Below are 14,825 nucleotides of genomic sequence, written 5' to 3'. Positions count from 1 at the left end.
GGCTGAAAGGCTTTTCGAGCAGGGAGAATGGAAGGTCGCCCTTGAGCTGTTTTTCTGAACGAATGTAGGAAAAACCGGCCCCCGCCGTTACCGGGTAAGTGTGTTTTACGCTTGGCGTATAGCAAACAAAGGTGGTACCGCGAACTCTCTTCGTCCTTTGATGGAGGGAGTTTTTTTATGTCTTTAACACCTTAACGACTTAAGGAGGAATGAATATGAATGAAGAGCACAACCTGCCGACAAAGTATGACCCGGCGGACACTGAAGCCAAATGGTATCCATTTTGGGTGAATGGGAAATTTTTTGAAGCAACAGATGATGAAACGAAAGACCCGTTTACCATTGTAATTCCGCCGCCGAATGTGACCGGACGGCTCCACCTTGGACATGCGTGGGATACAACCTTGCAGGATATTTTAATTCGTACGAAGCGGATGCAGGGTTATGATGCCCTCTGGCTCGCTGGTATGGATCACGCCGGCATTGCGACGCAGGCAAAAGTAGAAGGAAAGCTGAAAGAAAGCGGTTTGAGCCGCCATGACCTTGGTCGTGAGAAGTTTTTGGAGCAGTCTTGGGAATGGAAAGAAGAATATGCTGAGTTTATTCGCGAGCAGTGGGCCAAGCTCGGTTTGTCGCTGGACTATTCCCGTGAGCGGTTCACGCTTGATAACGGTTTAAGTGAAGCGGTACGTGAAGTGTTTGTCCGCTTGTACGAAAAAGGATATATTTACCGCGGAGAATATATTATTAACTGGGACCCGGAAACAAAAACAGCTCTTTCTGATATTGAAGTGGAGTATGAAGAAATTACCGGCGGTATGCACCATATGTCTTATCCGCTCATAAACGGTAAAGGTCAAATTGAAGTAGCCACCACCCGTCCGGAAACGATGCTTGGTGACACGTGTGTCGCAGTGCATCCGGATGATGAACGGTATCAGCATCTTATTGGGGAAAAGGTGAAACTGCCGATTGTAGGCCGTGAAATTCCGATTGTTGCAGATAGCTACGTTGATATGGAGTTTGGCTCCGGCGCGGTAAAAGTTACTCCGGCCCACGACCCAAATGACTTTGAAATTGGCAACCGGCACAATGTTGAGCGGATTTTAGTCATGGATGAAGGCGGCATCATGAATGAAAATGCCGGCAAGTATCAAGGGCTCGATCGGTTTGCGTGCCGAAAGCAGATCGTTGAAGATTTAAAAGCCGATGGTATGATGTTTAAAGTGGAAGAGCATGTGCACGCTGTTGGTCATTCAGAACGAAGTGGTGCGGTCGTTGAACCGTACTTGTCTACTCAGTGGTTTGTAAACATGGATCCACTTGCTGAAGCTGCCATTAAGCAGCAGCAGTCTGAAGATAAAGTACATTTTGTGCCGGATCGTTTTGAGAAAACGTATCTGCATTGGATGGAAAACATTAGAGACTGGTGCATCTCCAGGCAGCTTTGGTGGGGTCACCGCATTCCGGCCTGGTATCATAAAGAGACGGGCGAAATGTATGTTGGACGCGAAGCCCCGCAGGACGTTGAAAACTGGGAGCAGGATGAGGACGTGCTTGACACTTGGTTCAGCTCCGCGCTCTGGCCGTTTTCAACAATGGGCTGGCCGGATGAAGCAGCCTATGATTACAACCGGTATTATCCAACCGATGTGCTTGTGACCGGCTATGACATCATCTTTTTCTGGGTATCGCGCATGATTTTTCAAGGCATCGAATTCACCGAGCGCCGTCCATTTAAAGATGTACTAATCCACGGTTTGGTGCGTGATGCTGAAGGCCGTAAGATGAGTAAATCACTCGGCAACGGTGTAGATCCGATGGATGTCATCGACCGCTACGGGGCTGATGCGCTTCGTTTCTTCTTTGCTACAGGAACAACACCAGGAAATGATCTTCGCTTTCATTGGGAAAAAGTTGAGGCGAACTGGAATTTCGGTAATAAGATCTGGAACGCATCACGCTTTGCACTCATGAATATGAACGGTTTAACTTATGATGAGATAGACCTCTCCGGTGAGAAGACGATTGCCGATCGCTGGATATTAACGCGGCTGCAGGAGACGACAGCGCACGTTACCCAGTTAATGGAGCGTTATGAATTTGGTGAAGTCGGTCGTACCTTGTACAACTTCATTTGGGATGATGTATGTGACTGGTACATTGAAATGGCGAAGCTGCCGCTCTACGGCGAAGATGAAGCAGCCAAGCATACGACCCGTTCTGTACTCGCGCACGTCCTTGACGAAACGATGCGTCTGCTGCACCCGTTTATGCCGTTTATTACCGAGGAAATCTGGCAGCACCTGCCGACATCCGGTGAATCGATCAGCGTTGCCGCATGGCCGGTGGCTGATGAGGCGAAACAAGATGATGAAGCTGTCAAAGACATGGAGCTCTTAAAAGAAATTATCCGCTCTGTACGTAATACCCGCGCAGAAATGGATGTGCCGCCGAGCCGTCCGATTCAGTTAATGATTCAAGCAGCAGATGATGATGTGCTCGCTCGTTTACAGCGCGGCGAAGCTTACATTACAAAGTTTGGCAATCCGGAAAATCTCGTGCTCGGCACAACTGTGGATACACCAGAAAAAGCTGTGTCGCACGTCGTAACTGGTGCTGAACTATTTATGCCGCTTGAAGGCTTAATTGATATTGAAGAAGAAATTGCCCGGCTTGAAAAAGAAAAGCAGAATTTAGACAAAGAAGTAGAACGTGTACAAAAGAAGTTGAACAACGAAGGTTTCTTAAATAAAGCACCAGAAGCCGTTGTCGAAGAAGAAAAAGCAAAAGAACAAGATTATGTTGATAAACGGAACAAAGTCATTGCACGCATGAACGAACTGCGCTAAGTGCATTGTTACATTCCGGCGGCCACCGCACGGCTCTCTTTTTAGGAGACAGCGGTGGCTGTTTTTCAATTGACAAGAACGAAGCAGGAGGAATAACTTATGCAGACGTGTAAAGAGGCGATTGATTGGATCGAACAACAGGCACCTTACGGCATTAAACCAGGTCTGGAACGGATGGAGAAACTGCTTGAAAAACTCGGCAACAAACACCGGCGTTTAAAATCAATTCATGTTGCCGGGACAAACGGCAAAGGTTCCACAACCGAATTTTTACAAAAAGCGATGAGTGAAGCAGGTATTGAAGTTGGCACATTTACGTCTCCTTATGTCACTCATTTTCGCGAACGAATCGCAATGAATGGGCAGCCGGTAAGTGAAGAAGATTTTCTCGCCGCAGCAAACGAAGTTAAACCGTATGTAGACGAACTTGCTGAAGAAGCAGAAGGCCATCCAACATCATTTGAAATTGTGACCGCTGTAGCGGTGCAGTATTTTGCGACCCGGGCTTTTCCAGATGTCGTTGTTTTTGAAACCGGGCTCGGTGGACGGCTGGATGCAACCAATGTCGTGAAGCCGATGATTAGTTTAATTACAAATATCGGCGAGGATCATCAAGCCATCTTAGGCCATACAAAAGCAGAAATCGCTCGTGAAAAGGCAGGCATCGTAAAGTCAGGTGTTCCGCTTGCAACGACTGAAAAAGACCCGGAGATCCGCCGCTATTTTGATGAAGTTGCTACTTCTCTTCGAACCAAAACGTATCAGCTGGACCGTGACTTTTTTATTGAAGATTGGGAGGCGCTTTCGGCAGGACAGAAGTTTAAATTCCGCTCACCTTATCCATTTGGTACAAAAGAAGGAGTAGAGTTGAAAATGGAAGGGGCCCATCAAGCAGAAAATGCAGCGCTTGCGATGATGGCGCTTGATTACTTAAAAATGCTGTATGCGCTACCAATCGAAGAAGACAATATCCGCCGAGGTCTGCTTGAGGCGCATTGGCCAGGCCGGATTGAAAAAGTATCTGAAGCACCGGATGTTTATTTAGACGGAGCGCATAACCGGCAGGGTGTTGAGCAGCTTGCTGCCTTTGTTCAACAGCGTTATGCCGAAAAAAATGTTTATATTGTTGCTACGGTTACAGAAGAGAAAACACCTGAAGAACTATTTGCCCCGCTGATGGAACTGCAGCCGGCGAAAATGTACTTAGCTCCGTATACTGGCTATAAGGCGCTTCCGGAAGCTGAGCTCGTAAAGCATGCACACGCCATTGAGGCTGAACCGGCAAGTTCAATTTCTGCAGCGCTTGAAGCAGTTCAAGTAGACGCTGAGGCAGAAGATCTCGTCTTAATCACAGGTTCACTTTACTTTATTTCAGCTGTGCGCGAATTTCTTCATCAAACAAATTGGAAAATTTAATTTATAGGAAGGAAAAACCATCATTCATATACAATACTACTAAAGGCATGTTTCTTTGGTAGAATTCGTACGGCCATTAAGTAAATATGAGCGAAGGGAGGGTCTACTATTTCTACGAGGAAATACATTGTATTATGGATCAGTTCTATTATTGCAGTTAGTGTATATCTTACCGCTTTAATTATAGACCCGCGCCCTCTACTCAGCGTGGCCGGTTTGGATGTTTTTGTTTTCACCCTGCTTGCTGTAATGGCGGCTATGCTTCCAATTGTCATGAAAAGTGGACCGTCTATCGTGCTTTTTCAAGGTGTATCGCTTGCTGCTTTTGTACAATTTGGCCTCTTTGCAGAAATTTTGGTAAGCCAGGCGGCTGTCATTTTTTCTTTAATGTACTTACGGGTCGGCCGGCAGGACTTTTATCGTTATTTATTCAACAGTACAATGTTTTTTATCACGTCAGTTATCGCTGCCGCTGCGTATTGGGCTGCAGGCGGGCCCCTTACGCCGATGTATGGTCAGCAGGGAACCATCCCTTATATTCCAATTGTTGTGTATTTCATTGTCCATCTGCTTGTGAATCATATTTTAATTTACTTTTTCCGCAACTATTTTATCGGCCAGCGGGAACGTTTAATTACCCGCAGCTTAGTTTGGGAAGTTGCAGCTACCTCACTCAACGTACCGTTTGCTCTTATTTTAATCTTTTTGTATAACGAAATTGGGTTAGCTTCGGTGTTGTACGTGGGCATTCCATTTTTAAGTGTCGCTTTAGTTGTTCGCTTATATCATTCGGCTGAAGAAACGAAGTCTATGATGAAGAAAGTGAACAAAGCAGGGCATGAGTTGAATTCAACGTTGGATGAGGAAGCAATCATTCAAACCTTTTCGACGTGGATCCGTTCGATCGTACCGGTAGATTATATGTTTATTTACAGCTTGCATGATGGCAGGCTTGAACCTGAACATATTGACCGCTTTGACCGTCATTCAGCGGTGGCGCTTGATTATGGGGGTGGTGACCGGTGGAGTAAAAAGGTTGTACAAACCGGTGATCCGATACGGTTTATTAAGCAGAATGAATGGAAATCAAAAGATGATGATGCTTTCTTTCCTCATGCGGAATCTTTATTGTCTGTACCAATTTACCGCCAGGGAGCTATTGCCGGGGTATTAACGTTAGCAGTGAAAAAACAGCGCATGTATGGTAAAGAAGCCGTGAGCATCGTCGAATTTTTAAGCAGCTTTTTAATCGCAGCTATCGATAATGCGCGTTACTACAAACAGGCAAAGCAGAAGAGTGAACGGTGCGCGCTCACAAGACTTTATAACTACAGTTATTTTGAAATGATATTAGAAATGGAACATGAGCGTGCGGTTGAACAGCAGCTTCCGTTATCAGCCTTATTAATTGATCTGGACCATTTTAAACATGTGAATGATACATACGGTCACGAAGCAGGCAATCACGTATTAATTCAAGTGGCGGAGCTTTTGCAGGCACATGTACCGTATCCATCTGTTGTCGCCCGGTTCGGCGGAGAAGAGTTCGCAGTTCTTTTGATTGAGCGCTGCCAGGAGGAAGCAGCCTTGCTCGCTGAAGAACTGCGCCTTTTACTCGCCGACCATCCCTTTCAAATCCGCGAGTCGCTTCAACAAGATCAAGAACGCAGTGTAAATATTACCGCAAGCATTGGTGTCGCAGGGACTGTGCCTGAAGAAGAAGAAGAGTTTTTCTCGCTCGTACGAAAAGCAGACCGGGCGATGTATACCGGCGCCAAACAGGCAGGACGCAACAAAGTCGCAGCCTACGCATAAAAGAAGCACCCGGCTTTTAAAGCGCGGGTGCTTTTTTTATAAGGGGGTGAGTTGGTCAAAGTAAAAAGTGTTTTACTAACGAGGGTAGATCGCGTTTTGCAGTTGCTTGCCCCATTGATTGAGGTCGCCAAGCTGACGTTTTCATGAAGAGAAAAGAATTAACACCCACTAATCGCGGACGGTCGATAAAGTACAAAACCTAACATCAACTCACAACTTACTGCCCCAATCACCGCGGATCTATCGAGAGGAAAATACCGACTCGTGAACGTGACCAACACTACCGACGGACGCTTTCCCGAGGGCTTGACTTCAGCTAACTTGTTCGAATATAAACCATTCGAACAAGTGGATCTTCAGTCTGCGCTTGACCCTCTGGGAGTCGCCGTCGTTCGTTTCGGTCACTTTTATATTTGTTTTTAGTGGATGGTTCGCTTGATCGTTTATGAAAAATCATAACGAAACTGATTTATATAGATACTGCTTGATCAAAAGTACCTCTACCATTCATGACGATCAAATAATGCAAGGCTGATGAGTATCAAGAAAAGCGAGAGCCGGAAATCAAGCAGGCCGTGACTTTCTACCGAGGAAGCTTAGGCTGTGACGGGGGTTAAGAAGACACAGTGAGATCAATCGTCAGCGCAGATCAAACCAATGTCGCCCTTGTGCCCTCTTGGTGTAAGTGTCCGCTGAAAAGCGACATCAGCCTCGGTTTTTCTTGAAAGTTCGTCTACACGCTGGGATTAGCATCCACTAATTGTACCTTCAACAATGTCAGATAATTCCGTACCATCATCTATTTCAACGGTAGTTCCATTTTCACAAGTAGCGTCACCTTCAATGGTAAACAAATCCCCTAAATTATCTCTTGTACTTGAGGCTGTGAGGTCCGAGGTATCAAAGTTGATTACATTGGATTCATTTATAGCATTAAAAGTAACATCTCCAGTAATCAGGAATTCATTTGTATTTTTGTTTGCTTGCCCGGAAAAGTTGATGTCACTTCGAATTAAAGCTGAAGCTCCCTCAAGAATATGAATTTGCCCACCACGTGCGAAATTTATTTCATCGTGAAACTCTGAATCACCTAATATTTCCGCACAAACACCTTCAGGCTCGCTTGAACCGTTATTACAGTTCACCCCTCCGCTAGCACCAGGGTTATTTTCTAATGAAACGGAGTCTTCAAAAATCACCCCTTCTGGAAAGGTGTATTGGTCTTCATCTAAAAATTGGTCTTCTTCAAACGTACAGAACTCATCTATACCATCAAACTCATAGTCTTCAAGGTTACATGGGCCGGTTTCATCTTCGTCATCGTCCCCATTTTCAGGTTCTGATGGCGTGGTGCCACCGCTCATACTGCCGGCAATGCGCGGGGCAGCGGTAAAACGCCAATCGCCGTCTCCGGCAGCAGCCCGGTCCACATCCGCCCATTGCAGTTCGACAGTGTAGGCGCTGCCTCCGCTTTCAGTCAGTGCAAAGTGTTCTACACCTTGGAGCCAAGTGCTGCCGTTTCGTTCGACAGTTTGTTCTGCTTCATGAAACGAATACGTAATTTCATCGCCAGCTGACTTCTCTAGCGTATATATACCGTTGTCTGTTTCAATACTTCGGCTCCCTTGAATGTCTTCAGTAATTTCTTGAGACGCGATACGTGTATCTGTCCGTTCCTGTGTCGCTTCATCCTGGTCAGTGGAGACGAGCATCCCGGTGTTTAAAATGAGAAACGCCGTGCCGACGACGACAGAGAGCAAAGTGATCGTTGCTAAAACTTCGATTAAAGTAAAGCCTGACCGGTTATTTATCACCATAGTTAACGCTCCTTTTGTATTAACCACAGTCATCAGCTTCGTTATAGCCTTCAACATTACCACAAACAATGATTTGTGCTGTTTGATTGGCTAAAACTGATCCATGAAAGCTCGCATCTCCTTCAATGGTTAAAACGGTTTGCGGCCCAAGGTTAAGATCACCTGAAAATTCGGCATCTTTTTCAAGGGTGATGTTACTGTCCGCGCTAAAAGTAACATCATCATGAAAAACTGCTTCGCCCTGAATCGTTCCTTCGCTGTTGGAATTAACTGTAAGTTCGTCATGAAATACCGCGTCCTGATTGAATTGAATGTCTGCACCATGGCCTATTGAAACTAAATTATAAAATGAAGCTGTGGATTTTACCTCCATTTCAAGCCGGTCACCAGCGTCGAATTCGCCTATAAAATCAGCTGAACTTTCTAAGGTAAGGGAAGCATCATTTTGAATATTCACATCGTTTTCAAAGTTTGTCTGACCATCAACTGTAAGGTCAAAACGGTCTCCGGTTGTCAATTCACCTAAAAATATCGCATTGTCACCTGCATCAATTTTTGTGTCATTGTCTGCACTCAACTCATTTTCGAATGTTAGATCATCACCAATTGTAAGTTGCGATCGATCGCGCATTATCACAGTAGATTGAAACTCACTAAACCCTTCAACTTCAAAGTCTTCATCATGAGAAAGGGTAACCCAGTCTGTGAAAATGCAATTACCGGCAAAGTAGGATCCGCTTGTAGGATCGCATTCTTCAGCTGATGGAGGGGGAGGCTCATGGCCGCCATTTTCACCACCAGGGTCCACGCTATCTGAAACATTCTCACCAAACCCGCGATCTCGTTCCCAGCGGGTGAGTCCCCATTCGTCTAAATGGTACGTTGTTTGCTCATTAATTGTTCTAGATTCAATGTTCATAAACAATTCAACGCGTAAGTTGTACGTACTTTCGGCATCAGATGTGCCAGTGACAGCTGCGCTGCCTAAAAAATTCACCGCGAAAATTTCAGCGTCATTCTCGTTGTTCGTAAAGAAGAAATCTTCGGCACCTGCTAATTCCGCCTTGTCTTCAATCTCACTTATCACGTCATCTTCACTGTTTTCATTTTCAATGTTTTCTTGATCCAGCAGTGCGATCAACGTCTCTGCCTGCCCTTCAGCGTCGTACTGGGCTTCGATATCGGCGTACGTTTGCTGCTGCCCGGTTAAATCAGTGAGCAGTACAGCTGCTGTTGTTAAAAACACGAGGGAAAGGACAGCAAATACCATTAAAACTGTTGGGAGTGCCATGCCTTGCTGCTTCATTCGCTCTCGCCTCTTTCAGGTAGTTCATTGTACAGCTTTGTTTCTAAAGTGACGGAAACATCCGGGCGGTTGCTTTCAATTTTTTCAACGGTAACTTGGACATCATACAAGTTCGTAACTTCATTTGATGCATCAATCGCAAGTGTGAGTGAAGTGTTTTCATCAGTAGTAAAACAAAAGTCGGAGGCTATACTTGAGATTGATGTACCTTCTGCCCGTTCGCTTCGTATGTCTTCCATACAATCCTGGGCTGTGTATAAAGCATCAAGGCGTTCTTCGTTTTGTGCACCAGTTGTTGCACTAGAGGCCATCATCGTACCAAAGACAGCAAGGATGACGCCTAAAATGGTGAGAGCAGCAAGGACTTCAATGAGGGTAAGGCCGTGCTGACTGTTTGTATTTGAAAACACCGGGTTCCCTCCTGTTCAAGGTCATGAAAAAAGGTTGCAAGTGAGGTGCAGAAGGTGAAGCATCGCGCTTACAACCTTCCCAAGTTGTATGGAATGATATACAATTAAAAATAGATACATAGATTTGAAAAAGGTGGGCTGTTCGTGCCGGAAATTGTTTTTATCATTGCAGCGACGATCATTGCGTTTTTTGTGATCGTAATGCTTCCGTTAAATTTATCCAATCGTATGGTGCTAAAGCTTCTTGGCACAACAGCGCTTCTTACTATTTTAACGTATTTATTGTCAACACTATACCCTTTTTGGATAGCTGGCATAGCTTTGATTGTCGGGCTCGTCGTATTTTCTTACTTATTCGGAAGCCAATTTGCTTATGATGATGAGAGAAAAGCTTTGAATGAAGCGGAGACAGAGGCGCAGGAACCTCCTCCTTATGTACCAGCTGCTGCTGCGGCGGCGCAGGAGACGTCTAGTGAAAAAAGGCCGGCGGAAGAACCTCCGAAACCAGATGACACGTTTATTTTAGCTGAAACAAATGAAGCCTCTGTTAATGAAAAGAACAGTGAGGATCATGGTGAACCACTCCCGGCGGCAGGCGAGCCAAACCTAGAAGTGGAAACGCCAGACACTTCTTCTCAACCTAGCGAAGAAGACGCGATGGATATGGAGGAAATGATCGCCGGTACAGGTCGCCGCTTTGTTGTTGCTGAAGAAGAACCAGAGCCTTTAATTGATGCAGATGAGGAAGAAGGCTTGCCGCCTCGCTTGTCTGCATTAGAAGCGGAGCCTCAAGTTGAGGAAGAAACTGGGCCCGAACCCGTAAAGGATGAATTGACAGCGGAGGCGCGTTCAGTGCGGGCAAAAGATATCGAGGTTCCGGCTGCAGCTGAAACAGAGCCGAAAAGCCGGCAGGATGTTATGCGGGAGCTTGAAGATGATTTGTTTCACGACAGTCGTGACTCGAAAGGAGAAAAGTGATGAACCGTCGTTATTTTCTGCAGGCGCTTGCATTAAAAAGCGCAATCGTTTTGTTTATTTTAGGTTTTACATATGCAGGTACGGCGGCTTATGATCGGGTGCTTGTTCAAAGCAGCAATCTGCCTGAAAATGCCGAGATTGCTGGCATTGAATTAGGCGGTGCTTCTCTTGAAGAAGCAGAAGCAGAGCTTGAAGAGGCTGTTCATACGTGGCAGAGACAGGCGTTAGTTGATTTTGTTATGTATGATGAAGACGTTCAGCTTGAAACCGAGGTACTTGACTTTCAAATTGAAGAAGCATTTGAGGAAGCTTCAGCTACTGGCAGTGCTGAACTGCGTCCGCGAATCGCTGCGAACGCCTTGCAAAGCCATTTGGAAGAGTTGCCTTATCAAGAAGTGCCGGATCAAGTAGATATTGAGCGGCTGCAGGAGGCGGTTAGTGAACATGTCCGTTTGCGCGAACCGCATACCCGTTTTCGGGTGACAAATTATTTCAGCGAAGCTTATGCCTTAAGTGAGCAGGAACTGCGTAGTACAACGCTGCAATCGAATCAAGACACGCCTGCACTTGAAGAGTGGGCGGACGCGCTCGATGGCACCGAGATTGAGCCGCGCAGCTCATTTCACTTTAGCGACGCAATGGATGAAGCAGGGATTATGGCGTTTGAAAACATAGAGCTGCAAATGCTCGCTTCCGGCATTTTTCAAGTTTTAAGTGAAACAAATTTTGTTGTAACAGAGCGCCACATTCATAGAGAGCTCCCTGATTATGCTGCACTCGGAGAGGACGCCCGTGTCATCCCTGGTGAGAAAGAACTAATCATTTATAATCCGAATTATCAGCCGTATGAGCTGCAAGTTTCTTACACAGGTGGGGAGCTGTTTGTCGCTTTACGAGGCGAGCCTTTTTTATTTAATTATGAGCGCACAGTTCGTGACGAGGTGGAAGTTGAACCGCGAACTGTTGTGCATTATTCAGAAAGCCGGCTCCCTTATGAATCAGAGCTGATTGAAGAAGGAAGCAACGGAGCTTATGGCCGTGTTTATATTATTACGACCGATGATGCCGGAGCGACGCTTGAAGAAAACCAAATCGCTGAAGATTATTACCCGGCCGATCACCAAATTGAAGAGCGAGGGTTAAGTGCACCTGAAACAGAGGATGATCATGAAACAAATGATAACAATGATGCAGCACCGGAAAATAACGGAACAGATGACGGGCAAGGAAACGAGGTTTCTCAAGAAAATGGAACAGTTCCGGAAAACGGGGATGATGCTGCACCGTCTCAAGGTGACACACCAGATGCAGATGACGGCACAAGCGAAACGCCTGCCGAAGATGCTGGTCCGGATGGAGAAGGTGAGCTCGATAATGGTGAGTCAAATGGCAATAACGGCACAAGCACGACACCCGGCGGTGACTCTCTGACCCCGGGCATGCCTGCACCAGAAGAGCCGAACGCCTGGGAAGATAAGTAAGGAGGGAGCGCTACGTGGCAGAGCAGCGGAAGCGACTTGGTGACCTGCTCGTTGAGGCAGGGCTGTTAAGCGATGAACAGCTGCAGGAAGCGCTGCAGATTAAAGAAAGTGATCAAAAGCTTGGTGATGTGCTGTTGCAAAGAGGAGACATTACCGAGAAGCAGTTAATTGAAGTACTAGAGTATCAGCTCGGGATTCCACATATCAGCTTAAATCAGTACCCGGTTGAAGAAGAAGCTCTTGCGCTCGTTCCAAAAGAAACTGCCCGGCAGAAGCAGTTAATCCCACTCCGTCGCAATGGCAACGTGCTTCATGTGGCGATGGCGGACCCGCTTGATTACTTTGCACTTGATGATATCCGCCTTTCTACCGGGATGCGGATTGAATCAGCCATTGCAGCAAAAGATGACATTTCCCGGGCAATAAATCGGCACTACCGCGTGTTAGAAACCCGGCAGGAAGCTCCCTCTGACAGTGATATTGAGGCGCTTGCTGAAGGTGATGTAGAAGATGCGCCGGCTGTCCGCATCGTGAATGAGCTGATCGAAGAAGGGCTTGAGCAAGAAGCAAGTGATATTCATATTGACCCTCAAGAAACCCGGATACTTGTTCGTTACCGGGTGGATGGCATTTTAAAAACGGAACGGACGTACCCAAAAAGCGTGCAGAACGTTTTAACCGCCCGCGTTAAGATTATGGCCAACTTAAATATTACCGAATCCCGCCTGCCGCAGGACGGCCGGGTCAAAGTGAACTTAAGAAATGCCCCTGTCGATATGCGGATTGCCACACTTCCAACAGTGTTTGGTGAGAAGATTGTCATCCGTATTCTTGATTTAAGCAGTGCGCTCAATAAAATTAGTGAGCTCGGGTTTAATAAAATGAACTACCGGACGTTTATGAAAATGATTGAACAACCTTCGGGCATGGTGTTAATTACTGGTCCGACCGGAAGCGGTAAGTCATCAACGCTTTATGCCGCACTGAATCACTTAAATACAGATGAAGTAAACATTATGACAGTTGAAGACCCGGTGGAATACCAGCTTGATGGCATTAACCAAGTGCAGGTGAACACAAACGTCGGATTAACCTTTGCCACAGGGTTACGCTCAATGCTTAGACAGGACCCAAACATTGTGATGGTCGGAGAGATTCGTGATGCTGAAACGGCTGAGATTGCAATTCGTGCTTCACTAACCGGCCACCTCGTTTTCAGCACCCTGCACACAAACAGTGCAATTGCAACGATTCCCCGTTTAATCGATATGGGTGTAGAGCCGTATATGGTCGTATCTTCTTTAAGCGGTGTTGTTGCACAGCGACTCGTCCGCCGCATTTGCCCAAGCTGCCGGCAGGGCGCACCGCCGTCATCCATGGCTGCGGAAATGTTTAAGCGCCGCGGTATTAGTGCGCCTGATGTTGTGTATAGCGGCACCGGCTGCGATCGTTGCAGCGGCACCGGTTATAAAGGGCGAATGGCGATTCATGAAGTGCTTCAAGTCGATGATGATATTCGCAGTATGATGATGAATAACCAGTCCACCGGGGACATCCGGCAGTATGCAACAGAAAACGGTATGCTTTATTTAGTAGATGACGGCCTCTTAAAAGTAAGGCAGGGATTAACTACGCTAGAAGAAGTAATGCGGGTGGCACTTGATGAATAAATCGTGAAGGGGGGAGCTCACTTTGAAAGAACAGATTGAACAACTTATGCGCACAGCTTTTGAACAAAACGCCTCCGACCTTCATTTAACCGTCGGGGTGCCGCCGGTATTAAGAATTAACGGCGAACTATCCTATCACGGGGAAGAAGCTTTAAAACCTCGGGATACTGAAGGAATGGCCCGTGCGCTTGTGTCTGAACCTTTATGGAAGATGTTTGAAAAAAGAGGCGAGCTTGATTTTTCCCACGGCATTCGTGGCGTATCCCGTTTTCGGATTAACATGTATTTTCAACGGTCATGTGTGAGCCTTGCAATTCGTACCATTCCGACGGAAATCCCGAGTCTTGAATCGATCCATATGCCGAAAGTGCTTGAAGATATCGCTTCAAAACCACAAGGGCTCATTCTTGTAACCGGCCCGACCGGTAGCGGTAAATCAACAACCCTTGCTTCAATGATTGATTACATTAACCGCCATCATAACCGGCATATTATCACACTTGAAGACCCGATTGAATACTTACACACTCATAACAAATCAATCATTGATCAGCGTGAGATCGGCTTTGACACGCAAAACTTTGCCAATGGCCTCCGTTCCAGCCTCCGACAGGACCCGGATATTATTCTCGTCGGCGAGATGCGTGACTTAGAAACAATCTCGACTGCCATTACAGCTGCTGAAACTGGGCACCTTGTATTTGGCACATTGCATACGACAAATGCCCCGGCAACGATTGACCGGATCATTGATGTGTTTCCGGCGAGCCAGCAGCCGCAAGTGCGGATTCAACTTGCCGGCGTGTTAGGTGCTGTTGTGAGTCAACGGTTGTTTAAAACAGCAAGCGGCAGCGGGCGCCGGGCAGCGACAGAGATTTTAATTAACAATTCCGCTGTGAAAAATTTAATCCGTAATGAAAAAATCCATCAAGTGCCGACGGTTATGCAGACAAATAAAGCTGCAGGCATGCATACGCTTGAAATGGATGTTGAAGCGCTGTTAAATGAAGGGGTCATCTCGGAGGAAGCAGCCCAACCCTACATTCGGAATGAAGGTTCATAAGTGAAAAAAGGCAGGGA

The 14,825-nt window shown here is 46.4% G+C and carries 10 protein-coding genes and 1 other annotated feature (1 of these 11 only partly in view); of the genes, 7 read left to right on the top strand and 3 right to left on the bottom strand.

All coding sequences use genetic code 11. The features are described 5' to 3' along the window. Nucleotides 1–161 (top strand) — a binding site (T-box leader) (it extends 58 nt beyond the left edge of the window). A 54-nt stretch (nt 162–215) separates the two neighbouring features. From B0H94_RS09850 to B0H94_RS09840, 3 genes are all read left to right on the top strand, one after another. Continuing rightward, nucleotides 216–2,852: a valine--tRNA ligase gene (locus tag B0H94_RS09850; RefSeq protein ID WP_106589095.1), complete on the top strand. Its 2,637-nt coding sequence runs from the start codon at nt 216–218 to the stop codon at nt 2,850–2,852. 99 nt (nt 2,853–2,951) lie between these two features. Next, the gene (locus B0H94_RS09845; protein ID WP_106589094.1) at nt 2,952–4,268 is read left to right on the top strand and encodes a bifunctional folylpolyglutamate synthase/dihydrofolate synthase; all 1,317 of its coding nucleotides are present in this window, start codon (nt 2,952–2,954) and stop codon (nt 4,266–4,268) included. A gap of 216 nt (nt 4,269–4,484) precedes the next feature. Beyond that, on the top strand, nt 4,485–6,083 hold the full coding sequence (locus B0H94_RS09840) for a sensor domain-containing diguanylate cyclase (protein WP_106589093.1): 1,599 nt from the start codon (nt 4,485–4,487) through the stop codon (nt 6,081–6,083). 746 nt (nt 6,084–6,829) lie between these two features. Here the strand turns inward: B0H94_RS09840 and B0H94_RS09835 are convergent. The 3 genes from B0H94_RS09835 to B0H94_RS09825 are packed head-to-tail and all read right to left on the bottom strand — an operon-like array spanning nt 6,830 to nt 9,616. Further along, a complete protein-coding gene (locus B0H94_RS09835) occupies nt 6,830–7,900 on the bottom strand; it encodes a type II secretion system protein (protein ID WP_181315348.1) in 1,071 nt (356 codons plus the stop codon). A 19-nt stretch (nt 7,901–7,919) separates the two neighbouring features. Beyond that, complete coding sequence (locus B0H94_RS09830; protein WP_106589091.1) at nt 7,920–9,206, bottom strand: type IV pilus modification PilV family protein; 1,287 nt, start codon at nt 9,204–9,206, stop codon at nt 7,920–7,922. Then, the gene (locus tag B0H94_RS09825; RefSeq protein ID WP_106589090.1) at nt 9,203–9,616 is read right to left on the bottom strand and encodes a type IV pilus modification PilV family protein; all 414 of its coding nucleotides are present in this window, start codon (nt 9,614–9,616) and stop codon (nt 9,203–9,205) included. Before B0H94_RS09825 ends, B0H94_RS09830 begins: the two co-directional genes overlap by 4 nt. A 144-nt stretch (nt 9,617–9,760) precedes the next feature. Here B0H94_RS09825 and B0H94_RS09820 point away from each other — a divergent pair, with 144 nt between their 5' ends. The 4 genes from B0H94_RS09820 to B0H94_RS09805 are packed head-to-tail and all read left to right on the top strand — an operon-like array spanning nt 9,761 to nt 14,808. Continuing rightward, complete coding sequence (locus B0H94_RS09820; protein ID WP_106589089.1) at nt 9,761–10,594, top strand: hypothetical protein; 834 nt, start codon at nt 9,761–9,763, stop codon at nt 10,592–10,594. After that, complete coding sequence (locus B0H94_RS09815) at nt 10,594–12,075, top strand: VanW family protein (protein ID WP_106589088.1); 1,482 nt, start codon at nt 10,594–10,596, stop codon at nt 12,073–12,075. Before B0H94_RS09820 ends, B0H94_RS09815 begins: the two co-directional genes overlap by 1 nt. 14 nt (nt 12,076–12,089) lie before the next feature. Further along, entirely contained in the window at nt 12,090–13,745 is a 1,656-nt protein-coding gene (locus B0H94_RS09810) for a GspE/PulE family protein (protein ID WP_106589087.1), read from the top strand. A gap of 22 nt (nt 13,746–13,767) precedes the next feature. After that, nucleotides 13,768–14,808, top strand: a complete 1,041-nt coding sequence (locus tag B0H94_RS09805) for a type IV pilus twitching motility protein PilT (RefSeq protein WP_106589086.1) — start codon at nt 13,768–13,770, stop codon at nt 14,806–14,808. Nucleotides 14,809–14,825: the final 17 nt, after the last annotated feature.

Source organism: Salsuginibacillus halophilus (assembly GCF_003014715.1).
Lineage (GTDB): Bacteria > Bacillota > Bacilli > Bacillales > Marinococcaceae > Salsuginibacillus > Salsuginibacillus halophilus.
Note: the sequence above shows the minus strand (reverse complement) of the source record. Positions and strands in the feature narration are given on the sequence as shown.